The sequence below is a fragment of the Paenibacillus sp. FSL R7-269 genome (assembly GCF_000517865.1).
Taxonomy (GTDB): Bacteria; Bacillota; Bacilli; order Paenibacillales; family Paenibacillaceae; genus Paenibacillus_AQ.
Genome location: NZ_ASPS01000006.1, coordinates 81,947 through 99,397, shown reverse-complemented (window position 1 = coordinate 99,397; position 17,451 = coordinate 81,947). Strand labels below are relative to the sequence as shown.

General features: G+C 53.3%; 13 protein-coding genes. All 13 read right to left on the bottom strand.

Annotated features, from left to right (window positions below; translation table 11 throughout):
* Positions 1 to 117: 117 nt before the first annotated feature.
* The 13 genes from C162_RS02275 to C162_RS02215 all read right to left on the bottom strand — a co-directional run bounded on the left by C162_RS02275 (position 118) and on the right by C162_RS02215 (position 17,445).
* Entirely contained in the window at positions 118 to 2,793 is a 2,676-nt protein-coding gene (locus C162_RS02275) for an ABC transporter permease (protein WP_036690815.1), read from the bottom strand.
* Entirely contained in the window at positions 2,790 to 3,473 is a 684-nt protein-coding gene (locus tag C162_RS02270; RefSeq protein WP_036690812.1) for an ABC transporter ATP-binding protein, read from the bottom strand. Before C162_RS02270 ends, C162_RS02275 begins: the two co-directional genes overlap by 4 nt.
* An 82-nt stretch (positions 3,474 to 3,555) precedes the next feature.
* Complete coding sequence (locus tag C162_RS02265; protein ID WP_036690809.1) at positions 3,556 to 4,545, bottom strand: sensor histidine kinase; 990 nt, start codon at positions 4,543 to 4,545, stop codon at positions 3,556 to 3,558.
* Positions 4,532 to 5,218 carry a response regulator transcription factor gene (locus C162_RS02260; protein WP_036690807.1) on the bottom strand — a complete coding sequence of 229 codons (687 nt, stop codon included), beginning with the start codon at positions 5,216 to 5,218 and terminating at the stop codon, positions 4,532 to 4,534. The genes C162_RS02265 and C162_RS02260 overlap by 14 nt, the downstream gene beginning before the upstream one ends.
* 36 nt (positions 5,219 to 5,254) lie before the next feature.
* Positions 5,255 to 6,499: an MFS transporter gene (locus C162_RS02255; RefSeq protein ID WP_036690806.1), complete on the bottom strand. Its 1,245-nt coding sequence runs from the start codon at positions 6,497 to 6,499 to the stop codon at positions 5,255 to 5,257.
* A 123-nt stretch (positions 6,500 to 6,622) separates the two neighbouring features.
* A complete protein-coding gene (locus tag C162_RS02250; RefSeq protein ID WP_036690804.1) occupies positions 6,623 to 8,116 on the bottom strand; it encodes an N-acetylmuramoyl-L-alanine amidase in 1,494 nt (497 codons plus the stop codon).
* A gap of 155 nt (positions 8,117 to 8,271) precedes the next feature.
* Complete coding sequence (locus C162_RS02245; RefSeq protein ID WP_051493153.1) at positions 8,272 to 9,264, bottom strand: alpha/beta fold hydrolase; 993 nt, start codon at positions 9,262 to 9,264, stop codon at positions 8,272 to 8,274.
* A gap of 122 nt (positions 9,265 to 9,386) precedes the next feature.
* Complete coding sequence (locus tag C162_RS02240) at positions 9,387 to 10,994, bottom strand: bifunctional metallophosphatase/5'-nucleotidase (protein ID WP_036690913.1); 1,608 nt, start codon at positions 10,992 to 10,994, stop codon at positions 9,387 to 9,389.
* A 22-nt stretch (positions 10,995 to 11,016) separates the two neighbouring features.
* Entirely contained in the window at positions 11,017 to 11,844 is an 828-nt protein-coding gene (locus C162_RS02235; protein ID WP_036690803.1) for a carbohydrate ABC transporter permease, read from the bottom strand.
* Positions 11,845 to 11,856: 12 nt separating this feature from the next.
* Positions 11,857 to 12,741 carry a carbohydrate ABC transporter permease gene (locus tag C162_RS02230; protein ID WP_036690801.1) on the bottom strand — a complete coding sequence of 295 codons (885 nt, stop codon included), beginning with the start codon at positions 12,739 to 12,741 and terminating at the stop codon, positions 11,857 to 11,859.
* An 85-nt stretch (positions 12,742 to 12,826) separates the two neighbouring features.
* A complete protein-coding gene (locus tag C162_RS02225) occupies positions 12,827 to 14,122 on the bottom strand; it encodes an ABC transporter substrate-binding protein (RefSeq protein ID WP_036690797.1) in 1,296 nt (431 codons plus the stop codon).
* 630 nt (positions 14,123 to 14,752) lie between these two features.
* Positions 14,753 to 15,598 (bottom strand): response regulator transcription factor, encoded by an 846-nt coding sequence (locus tag C162_RS02220; RefSeq protein ID WP_036690794.1) that lies wholly within the window; start codon positions 15,596 to 15,598, stop codon positions 14,753 to 14,755.
* Positions 15,595 to 17,445 (bottom strand): cache domain-containing sensor histidine kinase, encoded by a 1,851-nt coding sequence (locus C162_RS02215; protein ID WP_084648784.1) that lies wholly within the window; start codon positions 17,443 to 17,445, stop codon positions 15,595 to 15,597. The genes C162_RS02220 and C162_RS02215 overlap by 4 nt, the downstream gene beginning before the upstream one ends.
* Between the last annotated feature and the right edge of the window lie 6 nt (positions 17,446 to 17,451).

Sequence of the window (17,451 nt, the reverse complement as noted above, 5' to 3'; positions counted from 1 at the left end):
TTACCGCTTTCCGTCGGATTTACCGAAGCAAGTGGACAAAATCCAACTGTTTGCCGCTAAGCGTAACGACCCGCGTGCATGCCCCTACCCATGCATGGAGTTCTAATCTACTTGCTATCAAGTCATATCATCCCGCAGCGCATCAATGATATTCTCCCGCTTGATTGTGCTAACCGAATACAGCATGGTCACGAATACGATCAGGAGCACGCTGAACACACTGATGCCGATGCTGGCCCAGGGGAAGATATAGTCAATCTGGTCCGCGCCGCCAATGAACATCCCCCGGTAGATTAGCCAGGAGAAGACCAGCCCGATGGGAAGCCCGGATATAAGCGCCCTCATGCCATAAAAGGCACATTCGAAATTCATCATCCGCTGGAAATTGCGGTCAGACATCCCGATAGAGCGGAGCATCGCCAGCTCCCGGCGGCGCAGCTTGATGTTCGTCGAGATTGTGTTGAACACATTGGCAATCGCAATCAGCGAGATCATGATAATGAAGGTATAGGCAAACACGTTGATGATGAAAATCGTATTGCGGCTCTCATCCATCATCGCATACACATTATACAGCTTATATTCATCCGTAATTTGTGCACCTTGGATGGTTTTCTCCATCTCCGCTACCGACTGTGCCGGGTGCTTGGAGCGAAAGGTCAGGCCCTTCACTGCCGGCGGACTGTCCGCTGCTTCAAACTTGCCGATGAGTGAATAAGGAGCAATCACCCGGAAGAAGAAGGGCTGATTGGAACCGGGGCTTCCCGTAACCGGCAGCGTATCCGGCGGTACGGTCTCTACGAACGTAACCGATACGTCATGTCCCTGCTCTATCTTCGACCCGTCCTCTGATTTGGGGGTCAGGGTCAGGATAGAGGACGAACTTTTGAACAAATTACAGAACCCGTCAACCTCCTTCAGCCGTTTATCGTCGGCAGGACTCATCAATTTGGCAACGGCGATGAACTTGGCGTCCGGACCCGTATATTCCGCTGCGGGTAAGCCCAGCCCTTCAAGAATCTTCAGATAGGCGCTGTCATCCAGAAACTGCAGGTCGACGGGCAGAGATACCTGCTCATCCGAGCGGACCGGCGAAGGAACAACTGCATTTCCTGATTTTCCATCATTTCCCGCTTTCCCCGCGGCTCCCGAAGCCCCCTCTTCGCCCCAATAAGCATCCGAGAGATCGCTTGCCTGAGCTATCCCGGTCACTTTCATGAGCGTCTGGTAGGAGCTTTCCCAGATCCCGCCTGCGGTTCTGAGCTTGTCGTAGAGCGCCAGCATCTCACTGTCTTTCATAGATTGTGTGGCGAAGCCGATATCATAGGTGGTGAACGCAACTGCCCGCTCCGACATTTGCTTCATATATGTGACAAAAGCGCTGGCCGATATAAACAGCACGACGCTTAACATGAGCGACAGCACAATGCTGCGGTAGCGTTTCTTGTTTCTTTTGAAATTCTTAAGCGCAAGGGTGCCTTCGAGGCCGTAGATACGCTGCGCCCGCCCGGATGTCTTCACGGCCTTGGCTTCAACCTTAACCTCGTTCGACTGGCGGATACTCTCCATCACGGGAGTGCCTGCCGCCTTCCTGGCCGGAATATAGGCTGAGATCAGAATCGTGATCATGCTCAGCGCAGCTGCACAGGCAATGGCTGGAATGGACACCTGCAAGGTTAAAGGGACATGGGAATAGAGGATATTCCCGAAGTTCTTGGATACGACCGTTAGTACAAGTCCCATGCTGCCTATTCCCAAGAGAATGCCAACCGGTATTCCGGCAGCACCAATACACAGACCTTCGAACAACACGGCGTTACGCAGCTGCTTCGCTGTGGCTCCCACCGATGAGAGAATGCCGAACTGTCGTGTGCGCTCATTGAGGGAGATGGTGAAGGCGTTGTAGATCATGAAGATCGAACCGGTTACGATGATAAAAGCTACAATCCCCCCGACCGTGTACAGCAGAGCGGTGAGCAATTCATCGCTTGAGACGCCCATGAAGCGCAGCACATTATCGTTGTAGACGTAAGCATGGCCTGCGGCGGTGCTGTTTGCGTAAGCCTTCACTTCACGCGGGTGCTTCAGGCTAACATACAAGCTGAAGCTGTCCGCCCGTTCTGACGGATTAGCTCTGGTAATCAGGGTATAGCCTGGGGCAGCGGACTCCTCAAAAGCAGGTCTGGCGTAGATTCCTACAACCTTGTAGGTCTGCTCTGCCCGGGGCACCAAAGCTTCTGCGCCTTTCCCAGACTGGTCTCCCGCCAAAAAGACATCATGCTGGTTCAACTGCTGGTTGCCGTACATCCGGTCTCCGACAGCCAGTGTGAGCGTATCGCCCTCAGCGAACTTGATCCCGCCATTCGCCGCCAGATGGGAAGGGACTAGAATTTCTCTGCTGTTATCTGGCATTCGTCCGGAAACCATAGTGACAGGCAAGGTACCCGGGGAAGCTTCATCTTCATTAAAGCCTGCAATAAACAGATAAGGCTTATCCGGGTTCTTCCCGCCACTAAGTGCCGCGTAGCCGATATTCTCGAAGGATGCCGTACTGGATACGGCCTGATCGTGTGCCCGTTCCTGCACGAAGGCGGAATCTACAGCCGGGAACCCGATATGCCAGCCGCCGTATTTGGCGATGGAACCCTGGATCATATAGCTCTGCAAGGACACGGCGAAGGTGGAGACGGCAGTGATCATTGCGGTAGACAGGATGACTCCGATAATCGTTACGATGGTCCGCGTGCGGCTTTTTTTGAGGCTCTGGAGGGTAACCTTGTTGAAAATATTCATGTCCGTACCCGTTCGTCCCGCACAACCCTGCCGTCGGAGATGCCGATAATGCGGTCTGCCTGGAGGGCAATATTCTCGTCATGCGTGACGATGAGCAGGGTCTGCCGGTACTTCTGATTGCTTAATTTCAGCAGATTGATAATCTCATGTCCATTCCGGCTGTCCAGACTGCCCGTGGGTTCATCCGCCAGCATGACCGCCGGGGCATTCATCAATGCGCGTCCTATAGATACACGTTGCTGCTGTCCGCCCGAGAGCTGATTCGGCAGATGCGTTCTCCGGTCAGTCAGCCCCAGTAGCTCAAGCAAGTCGTTCAGCCGTTCCTCGTTGACCTTGCGTTTGTCCATCAGGATCGGCAAGGTGATGTTCTCCACCACATCCAGCGTAGGAATCAGGTTGTGGAACTGGTAGATCAGCCCGACCTGCCGCCTGCGAAAAATAGCCAGCTTGTCATTGCTCTGGGCATACACATCCTGTCCGTCCAAATAGACGTTGCCGCTTGTCGGCACATCGACACCGCCGATGATATGAAGCAAAGTGGATTTGCCGGAGCCGGAGGAGCCAATGATCGCCGTGAACTCCCCCTTCTCAATCGTCAGCGACACCTCGTCCAGCGCCGTAACCCGATTGTCTCCTTTCCCGTAGATCTTACTCAGCTTCTCAATTCTCAAAAACTCCATACTGCAATTCTCCCTTCACCTGATTTATCCCTATCATAGAGCCGCAAGCTTACATCTCTGTGACTTTCAGGTGAGAGATCTGTCACTTAGGGAAACGAAGCCTGAAGAGCGCACCGCCCTGCGGGTGATTATGTGCGGTAACGCTCCCTCCCTGCCGGGTGATAATCAGCTTGCAGAGCGCAAGGCCGATTCCGTAGCCGGTATGGTTAGGGCTGCTGCCGCGATAGTACCGGTCGAACAGCCGGGGGATTTCTTCCTTGCTAAAGCCCGGGCCGTTGTCATGCACCGTAAGCTCGGTGTACAGCGGATTGTCTGAGCAGATCAGCTCAATCTTCCCGTTCTCTCCTGCACTTTCCAGGCAATTCTTCAGGATATTCTGGATCGCTTCCGGGAGCCAGGCCGAATCGCCTTGGATCACTGCTCCAGCAGGGCAATCTATCCGTAAGTCTACATTGCGCAGCTCCATCTGGATTAGGAACGGACGAACAGCGGTGCGGAGCAGGCCGTTAACGGCGATAGGCCCGCTTTGAAATACAACAATGCCCGCATCCAAACGGGATAACTTAAGCAAGGAGGTAATCAGCCAATCCATCTGCATCAGCAGCTCCTCGGTCTCCCGTATAAAAGCTTTCCGCTCCTCTTCCGCAGGACTATTCGCAAGCAGCGTCATAATCAGGTTCACTGAGGTAAGCGGGGTGCGGAGCTGGTGGGCGATGTCAGCCAGTGAATCGGCAAGATGCCCCTTTTCCTTGATCAGCTCGCGGTTCTGATCCCGGATGCGCTGCGTCATTTTGGTAATCTCGCTATGTAAAATGGATAACTCGCCTTCTTCCGCATCAGCGATGAACAGATGGTCCGCATTATGCAGCACCCGGTCAATCTGATTAGAGATGCGCGCAATGCTCTTGTACCGGGCCCTGGTGAACAGCAAAAATGCTGTGCCGAAGGCAACAGCACAACCAGTGGCAAGGAACCCCGCTGCCGTATGTAAGGTGAACCCGATGGTAATCGCAACAGCAGACATGATGATATACAACAGGCTGAAGTGCCGGATCTCTTTATTCCGCAGCATCGCTGCACCCCAGCCGATATCCTGTTCCCCGCACCGTCAGAATGATCTGCGGACTTGCCGGATCACTCTCGATCTTCTCCCGCAAGCGCTTGATATAGACAGTTAGCGTGTTGTCATTAACAAATTCGCCCGCTGCGTCCCATAATTCGTCGAGCAGCCTGCTTCGCGTAATAATATTCCCGGGGTTGTTCACAAACACCAGCAACAGGCGGTATTCCAGAGCTGAGAGGTAGACCTCCTTGCCCTGCCGGGTTACAACACCGCTTGCCGGATCTAAATGAAGCCCGCCGATGTCAAAAGCAGACCCGGTCCGTCTGCTCTTCCGCAACGCCGTTCCAATCCGCGCAATCAGTTCACGCGGGCGAAACGGCTTGGTAATATAGTCATCCGCCCCCATGTTCAGCCCGGTAACCACACTTGCCTCATCCCCGGAGGCCGTCAGGAAGATGACAGGCACCTCCCTTGTGGCCTTGATCTCCGTGTACACCGTAAAGCCGTTCCCGTCAGGCAAAGCAATATCGATCAGTGCCAGGTCAAACGGATTTCCGCCAAGCATGGCCACAGCCTCACTCCGCGTAGCGGCATGGGTAACTGTGAAGCCTTCTGAGCGGAGCAGCAGCACGAGATTTCTGGCTATGGCCTGATCATCCTCAACCAGTAATATTTGCGGCATTCTTCAGGGCCTCCATTTTTTTAGTCTGCTTCCTATTTATTGTGCAGCCTGTGCCTGATCCGGCGCCTTGTGCTTCATAATCGGCAGCATCATGAGTGCACCCAGAAGGAACAGAATTCCGGCTCCACTGTAGATGGTACTAAGCGGAAAGGCGCTCTTCAGCGCACCCGCCAGCGACATAGACACCACCATCATCCCGACGAACATCGGATTCAGCACCCCGTTGACCCGGCCGACAATCGAGCTATTAGACCATCTCAGAATCATCGTGCTGATCCCGATATGAATGCAAGGGAACATCAGCCCGTTCAGGAACTGGATCGTGAGCGTAAGCGGAACGCTTGTTGAGAACCCGACGATGGTGGTGCATACGGCACCTGCCAGCATCCCCATGGCGAGCAGCAGCTGGGGCGGAACTTTTTTGGCGAAGGCGGCCACCAGCCCTCCCCCGATCAGCATGGCTGCACCGTTAACCATAAGCATGTACTGGAGGAACTCCTTGCTTCGGCCCAGCCGCTCGGTGACGATGAACAGATTCAGTGCCTGGGCTGCGCCCACGGCAAGTCCCGCCAACACAAACGCAAGTCCGAGCATCCGCAGCACCTGACTCTGCCAGACATACCGGAAGCCCTCGGTGAAGTCCTTACGGAATTGCCCCTTCGCGGTAACTGTCCCTGCTTCCATATGATCCTCCGGCAGACGAATAAGCACAAGTGCTGACAGCAGAAAAGCCACGCCCATTACAGCGATGGAGATCTCAAGGCCGAAGGTGCTGTATACGAAAGTGCCTAACATTGGTCCGAGGACCATGAAGATAGCCATCAGTGATTGGAAGAGCGCCATCCCCTGCTGCAGCTGTTCCTCCGCCACATGGAATTTAAATAACCGCATGCTTGAAGGCTGTGAGAACTGCGACAGAATGGCCGAGATGAACGCGACCAGATACACCGATTCCCAAGAACCGAAGTGAATACTGAGCAGAACGGCGAATACCGATACCGCAGACAGGGAATCACACCAGATCATCGTCCGCTTCGGGCGCCACCGGTCCGCAAAAGTCCCTCCAATGAAGGAAAAAACAAAGATAGGCGCAAATTCAGCAACGCTGATCAGCGAAATGGCGTAGGGATCATTGTTGGTCCTCTCCGCAACATACAGCAAAATAGCAAAATTACGTACCCAGATCCCGATCTGCAGCAGCACGCTGGATAACAGAATCGTCTGGAGGAACTTGTTACGGAACAGGCTCGGTGGATTTGCGCTTTGGTCATACCGATTCAATCGTTTAACCCCCTATTGATTCATAAAATACGCTCAGCTACTTAAGTCCGGGTTCTCCTTTCACTGTCTATATTATACGGAGCGGACCGCGATCTTTAAAGCTATAAATGCGGGGACGGAGTGTCAATTCACCCCGAAATATTCCTTCAGCCCCGCTACGAGTGCTGCCGCTACCCGGTTCTGGAAATCATCGGAGAACAGGGCGGCTTCTTCGGCAGCATTGGACAAGAAGCCTACCTCAAGCAGCGTAGCTGGCATGTTGGAATATTTCAGTACGATATATTTGTTATATTTAACCTTGCGGTCTGTGAAGCCGGTTGCCCCCAGCAGGTGCTTGTGCATGATATCGGCAAAAGCTCTACTCTCTTGACTGTAATAATAGGATTCGGTGCCGCGCACCTCAGGCCGTCCTTCTACCGAATTGGCATGGATGGATACAAAGGCATCCGCCTGAAGCTCATTGGCCATCTCTGCCCGTCTTTTATTGGCCGGATAGGTATCATCGCGGCGTGTCATTACCACCTGGAAGGCCGGATCCTTCAGCAGCAGGGCTTCCACCTTGAGAGCCAGGCTCAGATTAAAGTCCTTCTCCAGCGTCTTGGTGATTCCGATCGTACCGGGGTCCGCAGCACCATGTCCGGCATCAATAACAATAATCTTCTTGCCATTGCCAGGTTGAACCGGCTGTACAGGAAGAGGCTCCGGTGAAAGAGTGTTCAAGTCAACGACCAGGAGTCTGTAGGCTGCGTCCTCCTCTATGTAAGTGGTGTAACGTGAAACTGCAGTCAAAAACAGGGTGACCCGTACCGTGGAAGCGTCTGTCCCTGACAGCTCGTAAGCCATCCTGCTGACACCCGGGACTCCAGTAATCGCCTGCTCCCCTGATAGAGTACTGCTATCCCACAAGACGGTTTGTAAGAAATCTGCGGAGAATGACGTTAAGGGAAGCTCCACCACGATCTGCAGTGGTTCGTTTCCGGTATGTACGGATGGCTGGACATCGCCGGTAAAAGCAAGCATCAGGCGGTTATCGCTGAAGCTGAGCCCGCTCAGCGTTGAAGTCCCCGTTGCGATGACGGGCAGGGCCGCCGGAGGAGCTGTGCCTTCAGGATTTGCCGGGGCAGCGATCACTGCCGGATCTGTAGCAGGCCCGGAATCCGGCTGCACTGCTGGAGGTCCCGCTGAAGTTAAGCCCACCACCTTGCGGCTGTTGTCCCAGCTCACCTGGACGCCCATGGCTTCGCTGATGAATCTTAACGGGACAAGCGTGGTTCCGCTATGGTTGCGGGGCGCTGTGGACAGCGAATGGGAGGTTCCATCGATCAAAGCCTCCTTGTGGCCAATGGTTAGTTCAACGCTGCCGGATTCCTTCGGAATGGTTACGGTTCCAGCCTGTTGATTCCAGATGACCCCCATCCCCATATTCTCTGCAATGATCCGCAGGGGAACCATTACACTGCCGTTAATAATTTCAACCTTGTCTTTTTTTTGCATAGGGATTGCCTGACCGTCCAATACTATCGTGGGGCTTGTCTTCGCAGCGGCTTTGGCCTGACCGCTGAGCGGGAAGCACAAGAATAGCGCTGCCAGCAGGAGGAACCAATTACATTTTTTCATGCGTGCATCTCATCCATTTCATCTGATAGTAGAATTGCTGATTCTTAAATTAGACTCCAATAATTGGAATTGGTTGCGGAATTGAACATTTACAATTGGGTAAACACAAAAATGCGGCGCCCCGTGGGGTACCGCATAATAATATTCTATACTCTTTATTGGACTTGCTTTAATTGAACGGTCTTCATATATTCCTTGAATTCCTCGGCGATTTCTTTGTACTTCGTATGGTGCAGGTAGTGGGAGCCTACCATTGGGATCAATTTACCCTGTGAAGACTGCTTCGCCTGCTCCTCATGCAACGGAATCCACTGCTTGTTGTGTTCGTTATTGGATTGCGCGAACAACAGCACCGGCAAATCCTGCGGGTAGGTCAGCTTTGAGCCGTTTTTGAAATTGGAACCAAGGTGGCTAAGCTCATTCATCAGCGTTGAATTACTGCCGTGCACGGCAGAGATGAATTTCATCTGTTCTTTGGTATGCTCATCATAGTCAAGCGATTTAAACGAATCTCCGCTGAGCTTCGTTAGCAGCCGCATCACACCTGAATCTTTAGCAAACTTCATCGCTCCGAGAGGCAATTTGACATCCATGCCAGGCTGGTTGGGAACACTACTGTCAATCCCTACAAAAGCTTCAACTTCATTCGGGTATGCATTCACATAAGACACGGCATAAAGTCCCGTGATGGAGTGGCCCATCAGGATGTAACGCTTCAGACCGAGTTGCTGCACCGCTTCATGAATTTCGCTGATGATATTCTCTGTCGTTCTTTCTTTGTCCGTTTCATCACTGAGACCGTAACCGAAAGGTTCAATTGCCACGACTTTGTAGGAAGGTGACAGTTCATCAATCAGCGGCTTAAAGTCCAGTACAGGCGACGGGGTCCCTTGCCCCGGCAGGAGAACGATAGTTTGCTCCCCGCTGCCTTGAATAGACACATTCATCTTTTTGCCCTCTACATTTACGTACTGCCCGTACGTTTCAATCTTCTTCTTATCGCTTCCGTTACTGATTACATTGACAACATACGTGATGCCTATGAGCAATACCAGTGCTGCGACAATGCCCCCGAGTATTTTCAACCATAAGTACCGCTTCTTGCGGCCCTTAGTCTCAGTGTTATTCTTTCCGGCCATCTCTGCCATGTCCATCTTCTCCTGTCTATGTCTCTGTTGATCCACCTTAGCGGTATATGTAGAGTCTACTTGAGCAAGATGTCCTCAACATGACGGCATTATGAACGGAGTATGAACACGGCTTCGTTGATTCAATCCATCCCGGTAATTGACCAGTTATGATCGACCTCCGGTACGATCGTCTGGCGCTCCCGGATGTAATGAACCAGCAACTCGCGGACGCTGCAGTCCGACTCCCAGTGCTTGACAGCGCTGACTAGTCCCGAAGCCTTCAACAGGCTGCTATAGCGGTAATTGTTGACGGCAAGCTGTAGCTCGTCCGTATCGGCAAGCGGTCTGTCCCGGTAGGCCAGATGGATGATCCGCTGGCCTACCGGCTGCGAGATGTCGATCTGATAATTAATCCCGGCGAACATATCGTATAGGTAGCTCGGCACCTCAGGATCGGCAGTAATATTCGTGTCCCCAGGTTGCCACTGCCGGAAATGGGCTGCCGAAGCTTCCATATAAGCTTTCAGCTCCTTGCCGGTGACAGTAACGACATACAGCACATTGTCAAAAGGGTAAATGCGGTAGACATCTGCATACGTCAGCGGTCCCTGCTTCAGATCCGCGTTGTCGTTGAACAGGCTAGTAGCGGCAACATCCGCTCCGCTGGCCTCCAACATGGCCCGCTGGATCAAGGTAATGACGGCCGTATCCTGCACTCGTCCTGCCGGAAGGCCGGCAGTCTCTTCGGGCTGGAAATCGGCGGCTGCATAGCCCAGAATGCCGCCCTCCCCTTCTATGGAAGAGCCACCACCGCCATCGGCGATGAACCGGAGGGTCTCTTCATGCGCCCCGGCAACCATACTGCGCAGTTCCGGGTCCGGCTCCCAGCCGCTCATATCTACCACCGTGACCTCCCGGCTAACGACCTTGGGCTGTCCGCCATCAACCTCAACCGTCAGGTCGAAGCGTACCACTTCCCGCCCCCGTTCCCGGGGCCCTCCAATGACGGTATTTCCTATACGCTGGTTCACGGTAATATGCATATGGCCGACCAGCAGCACATCTGCTTCAGGAACAAGCTCCGCAATCCGTCCGGCGGCATCCGAGCCGCCCTCTTCATCGAATTCTGCGACCATACCCGCATGGGCGCTGATCACAATCAGGTCCGCCTTCCCTTCCGCACGGAGAGAAGCCGCTATCGCCTGCGCGGTCTCGGCCATATGACCGAATCTTAGGCCCTCAACCTTGCCTCCGTCCCAGCGCGGAACGTTGGGGTTCGTCAGACCGATAACCGCAATCCTGATGCCGTGCTGTTCTAAGATCACATATGGGTCTGCAAAGGGTCTGCCTTCCGTGTCCCAGACATTGGCAGCAAGCACCGGGAAGCTCAGCTCCTGCCGGATTCGCTCTATCAGGCCAAGGCCGAAGTTGAATTCATGGTTGCCCAGGGTCAGCGCAGCATAGCCCATGGCATTAAGTGCTGACGCAACCGGATGCCTGTCCTCCGGCCGCTTATTGTAGACATCGTCAGTCAGCATATTTCCCTGGAAGACGTCACCGTTATCGATCAGCAGAATCTCCGTTCCGCTCTCTCTAAGTTCGCGGACATAAGCGGCTACTCTGGCGAGTCCGTCATTTACGGTATCGAGTCCGTCTTCATAACGGTAGCCCCACAGATTGCCGTGAACATCCGAGGTAGCGATAATCACAATCTTGCGCAGGTTACGGCTTGCTGCCGGTTCCATCATCTCATTCACCCTTCTTCGTCTCTTATTTCAGAATTGCGCCTGCGGTGAAGCTCTTCTCCATCTGGTCGCTGAACAGCACATAAGCAAGCAGAATCGGCAGCGTAGAGATTACCATTGCTGCGGCCAGCGGTCCCCAGCTAATGCTGTACTGGCCGCTGAAGTTCATCAGCCCGAGCGGCAGCGTCCGCAGCGATTCCTTCTGGATGAAGGTTGCCGCCATCAGCAGCTCATTCCACACGGCGAGGAACACGAAGATTGCAACCGAGGCCAGCGGCGGCTTCAGCAGCGGCAGCACGACCTTGAAGAAGGACTTCACTACCCCGCAGCCGTCAATGAACGCTGCCTCCTCCAGCTCCTTCGGCATGCTCCGCAGGAATGCTGACAGCATATAGACGCCAATCGGCAGATTTACAGCAATGTAAGGCAGGATAATCGACAGCCGGGAGCTGAGAAGGCCGAGATTCTTCAGGATCATGAACAGCGGAATCAGCGTAGCATGAATCGGCACCATGACCCCCATGAGCAGAATGAACAGAATGAGTCCGTTATATTTGAATCTCATCCGTGTCAGCGCGTAAGCCATCATCGAAGCGAACAGCAGCACGCACAAGAGGGTAATCAGCGTAACTGACACACTGTTGAAGAAGTATTGATTCACCTTGGCGCTTACCCAGGCCTCTGAGAAATTGCTAAACCGCCATTCTGTGGGGAGCGCCCAGACCACTCCGCCGATAATCTCCGAATTATCCTTAAACGCACTTACCACAAGCCAGTATAGCGGGAACAACTGGAGGACGGCAATGAGGATCATCAACAGATAGATGCCTGTATTTTTCGTAGTCTTCAGCATGTCCGGTCCTCCTTAATATTCAATTTTTTCACGGGTCAGCACTTTGTTGAGTACCCAGGCGATGATCAGACACTCCAGCACCATGAACACGGCAAGCGCACTGCCGTAGCCGAAGTTCTGCTTCAGGAACGCTTCCTGGAACATTTTCAGGGCAATCATTGTCGTGGAATGCAGCGGTCCGCCGTTAGTCATCACATACACACTCTCAAAGGTCTTGAGCGCGTAAATCACGTTCAGCACGACGCAGATCCGCAGCACATCAGACAATAACGGAAGCGTGATATAACGGACTGCCTTCCAGCCGACAGCGCCGTCCAGCTTCGCGGCCTCATAGTACTGCTCCGAGATGCCTTGAATACCGGCGAACAGGATCAGCATATTATAGCCTACATAATGCCAGGTTGTTACGATCAGGACTGATAAGAGAGCTGTCTTGGTATCTCCAAGCCAGGCCTGCGCCCAGCTGCCGAGGTGAGCAGCTTCCAGCAGTGTGTTCAGCATCCCGATGTTCGGATCGTAGATTTTGACCCACAGCAGACTGACCATCGTCGTTGACATGACCACCGGGAAAAAGTAAATATTGCGGAACCATTTGCGTCCCTTCATTTTGCGGGAGACCAGCAGGGCCAGGCCGAACGAGAGCGGAAGCTGGACGAACACGCCTGTCAGCAGGAAGGCCACACTGTTCCATACCGCCTTCCAGAAGCTTTTATCCGCGGTGAACATCTTGGTGTAATTGTCCAGGCCCACGAAGGCCATAGGGTTAATCCCGTCCCACTCCTGGAAGCTGTAATACGCCGTCATGAGGATCGGCACGAAATAGAAGACCAGAAATACGGTTAAGCCGGGCACTAGAAACAAAGCGATTAATTTCTTATCCGAGAGCGCTCTTTCCATCACTATCCACCTATCAGAGTGCAGAAAAGCGATGCGGTCCAAGAGACTGCATCGCCTTTCCCCTATTATATTTGTAAAGCGTGTCTTACTCTGCCGAACGAAGCAATGTTTCCAGCTGGGCCGTGTATTCCTCAGGCGTCAGATTGCCGCCATAGAGCTGCTGCGTCATATCACGGTATTCCTGACCTGTATCTGCCGACAGCAGGCCGAACCACATCGCCTGGGTTTTTGCTGTTTTGCTGATATCGGAAGCATAAGCGGAGAGCTGCTCATTCTGCGACTCCGACTTCACTTCGCTTGATGCATAGCCCGGCAGGCCTTTGCGTACGAACTCATCATTGAGCTTAAGGGACAGCTTGATGGCGAATTCCTTGGCTTTGTCAAGGTGCTTGGAACTGTTGTTCACGAACAAGGAGTAAGGCGCCGCCGAGTTCTGGAAGCCGATCGTCGCACTGTAGACATCTTCTGCACCAGTCTTCGGGAATGCGATATATCCGAGATTATCGCCCATGGCCTTCGACAGCGCGCCGAAGTTGAAGCTGCCATCAATCCAGATCAGAGCCTTATCGTTCTTGAACAGCTCCTGGGCATCCAGGTAAGCCGAGCCGAGGAAGCCCTTCTGGAAGGCATTACTGCTAACCAGAGTGGCTATCTGCTTCGCTGCATCTACAAATGGAGCATCCGTAAACTTCGCTTCGCCTTTAATCGCATTATCGAAGGCGTTAACGTCCTGACGCGCTACGAGCAGATTGTACAGCAGATCGCCCTGCCATCTTTCTTTGCCGCCGAGGGCGATAGGGATGATCCCTTTATCATCGGCCTTGGTTACAAGCGCCTGAAGATCGTCCCAGGTTGCCGGAGGCGTAGCGCCCAGATCGCTCATCAGCTTTTTGTTATAGTAGAAGACCAAGGTTGTACTGATGTTGGAAGGAACGGAATAGATATTGCCGTCTTCCTCCTTCACCAGCTGGTTGTCCAGAAATTTCGCGCCAAGTCCCGTGGAATCCAGGGTGTCGTTCAGTGGGGCTACCGTTTTCGATTGCAGCACTGGTGTCCGGTAGGACTTCCCGGCATGCTGCTGGAAGACATCCGGAAGCTCATTGGCAGCCAGCGCAACACTGATTTTGGTCTTGTAGGTCTCATCCTGTATGTACTCATAATTCAAATCCACGCCGACTTCCGCTGCGGTAGCCTCGGCAGCAGCCTGATACATCGGATCTGCATCGAACATCCATAAGGAGACAGATTCCTTGCCTTCCGCCGCTTTTGCATCCTGTTTCTGAGTTGCCCCTTCGTTACCATTGGCTCCTCCGCAAGCACTAAGCACTATACTGCTAAGTGCGATGGATGCTGCAACTACCCCAAGCTTTTTTCCGAACATTTGTGTTGGACCACCTTTCAATATTTCGGGATTTGACTTACAGGTATCATCTTAACAAGTGAACCGCCGTGTACGAATGGAGATATATTGGTTCTAACAGTAAAATTTTTAGGTATGTCAGATTACTTTACACTCAATTTACGGGGCGTTCCCATGTTTACGGCAGCTTTACACAGGGTTGACTTTAACCGACAGAAAAGCAATCAGGAACAAAATTACCCAGCGGGTGAAGGATGCGGGTGCCTTCTCTGACCAGCCGCTTGTAAGGAGCAGTATTGTTGCACTTCTTGCAGGATTTCTCTATAAATGTTACGGGGTTGAAGTACAATGTTGCATTTTTTGCACAAATTTCGGTGGTTAGAGCGACTTAACGTTGGATTTGTTGCATTTCATGCAGGATTTCGGTATACGTCGCTTCTATTGAGCAGTATTGTTGCACTTCTTGCAGCATTCCTCTATAAATGTTACTGGCTGTGAAGAATGAGGACCACCTCCCGGCGTAGCAGCACCCCTTGTGTTCGGTTTTTTGATTACATTCGCGTACAAACCTATTCGCAGACGGGTAAATCATAATTTCTTAACATAGAAAAGCCCGGCTGCAAAACACCGGGCCCTGCCTACAGTTGCTCTTTATGTATCTAAATAGGAGCCGTTGTATACGGTATTAGGGGTCATTCCGTAACGTTTTTTGAAGCATTTGCTGAAATAGAACGGGTCCTTATAGCCCACCTGCCGGGCTATCGTCGCAATCTTGGGTGCCGGGGCTTCCTCCTCGGAGGTCCCCTGGCTAAGCAGCTTCATGGCTTCGCCAAGACGGACGTTCGTCACATATTCCACAAACGACTCGCCGGTCTCCTTCTTGAACGCATGGCTTAAATAGCTAGGGTTCACAAACAGGGCGCTGGCCGTACTCTGGAGTGACAACGTATCCTCGGCATAATGTGCCGTCACATAGGCGATGGTCTTGCCGATTAAGGCGGTGCTGCTGCTCTGCCGCTTCTGCGCACGGGTATCGCCTGCCTGCGGCGCCTGCACATCCCCGGCTTTGATTCTGAGCCGGTTGATATAGCGCTCTGCCTCCCACTTCTCTGTCAGCTGCGTCCGGATCGTGCGGAGAGCTTGTTCGACAGCATCCTCATCGACGGGCTTCAGCAGATAATGGTCCGCTCCAAGCGAGATGGCCTGCTGTGCATAAGAGAAATTATCGTAGCTGGTGATGAAAATCAGCTTAGCCGCCGAATTCAGCTTACGGACTTCCCCGATGAATTCAAGCCCGTTCATATTTGGCATCTCAATATCCGTAATGATGAGATCGATATGCTGCTCCCCGATGATCTGCAAGGCGGCCGAGCCGTCATCGGCTTCTGCGGCCACCTCGAACCCGGCGGCTTCCCAATCCACCAGACGGATCAGCAGCTGCCTGAAATAATACTCGTCATCCACAATCAGGACGCGGGCTACCGGTGCTGTGTTCATAGTCTGAGCGTCCCCTCTTCCTGTTCGTTCGTCTGCTTAAGCAGCGGCAAGCGCAGCTTCACTTCTACGCCCCGGCCCGGCTCAGAGGTTAGCAGGATTCCATAAGCCGCTCCGAACCGCAGGCGGATACGGTCCTGAATATTCCGGAGTCCGAAGCTGTATCTCTCCGCGCTGTCATGCTCCGACCAGATCAGCCGCTGCTGCTCTTCGCTCATGCCTTTGCCGTTGTCACGGACGGTGAAGCACAGCAGATTCTGTCCGTCCGTGCTTTCCGCTGCGCAGGTAATTTCACACCAGCCGCCGTCCGCCATTCCTCTAATGCCATGGTGTATCGCATTCTCAACCAGCGGCTGAAGCAGCATGGTCGGCACCAGGCAGGCTTCCAGTCCCGGCCCGAACGATATCCGGTAGTTCAGCTTAGGGAATCGGATCTGCTGAATATAGAGGTAGCTCTCCAGATGCTTCTGCTCCTGGGCCACCGTTATCAGCTCCTGTCCGTTGCTAAGCGATATCCGGTAGAACTCACCCAGCACCTTCAGCATCTTACTGATGTCCTTCGCCCCCGACATCACAGCCATCGCACGGATCGTGTCCAGTGTATTGTACAGGAAATGAGGCTTGATCTGCGAATAGAGCAGCCGCAGCTCCAGCATCCTTTTGGTCTGCTCTTCCGTCTCCACCTGGACCATCAGGCGCTGGATGCGCTCCACCATTTCATTGAAGGTAGCTCCCAGCCGGCCGACCTCGTCCTCGGAATCGGCGGCCGCGCGCCGCTCCAGATTCCCGCTGCCCACCTCGACTATCACCTCGCTAAGCTGGCTGAGCGGCCGGGTCAGCCGGCGGGCGAACAGAATAGACAGAAGCACTGCTGACAGGATGCTGATCAGGCCGAACCCGGCCAGCAGCAGGGCTATTTTCCAGTACCCGTAGGTTAGCTCTGATATCGTCACCAGCTGGACGATCTTCCAGTCATAGGGAGCGAGACTCTGCATGGATACTAAATAACGGTCTCCGGCGACCTCCTGGGTCCGGGTCCCTTGTGAGACTGACTTGACCCAATCCGTAAGGGATGCCTCCGCGACCGGCTGGTTCACCCTTGAGGCTTCATTCGCAGAGATGATTCTTCCGTTCCGGTTAATGACCAGCGTAGCGCTCTCCGGGTTCTGTTCATTATGATAGAGGCGGGCAAGTGTCCGCTCGTCAATGTTGACATAGATATAGCCCAGCGGGGTACCCTTCTCCATGCTCTTAATGACCCTGCCCACACTGATCATATTCTTGTGCTTCATCCCGGACAGAAAGGCAGGCGTAAGCGAATCCGCCCAGACCGCCCCGCCTCTGGCTGCATCAATCTCCGCCCGGGGATAGATTCCAAGACTCTCCCGGGTCACTCCGGTCAGATTGGAGGTGTAATAAAGGTTGCCGTTCAAGGATTCAATAATAACAGAATCAATATTCGGTTCGGTCACCAGCATCGCAGCCAGTGTATTGTAGATCGACTTCAGTGCAGCCACATCATTGCCGTCACCGGTATCTCTGCTGAGCAGCTTCTGGGTGTCCTGATTGATCAGCACGAACTTCGTGAAATTCTGGACCGACTGGAACACCGTCTCCATCGACTGTTTGACCAGCCTCACTTCCTGCTGTGAGCTTGCCGTGGTTCTCTCCAGGGTCTGATTGAAGACAATCCGCTGAATGCTGACCATGAAGATCACCAGTGCCAGCAGGACAATCAGGAGGTTGCTTAGCAGAATCTTCCGCCGCAGCGGCATACTGCCGCTGAACAAAAAGGGCAGATCCGCCCTTAGCCTCTTCAAGAGGGATGGATATGGCATGAACCGCTTCATCGTTCC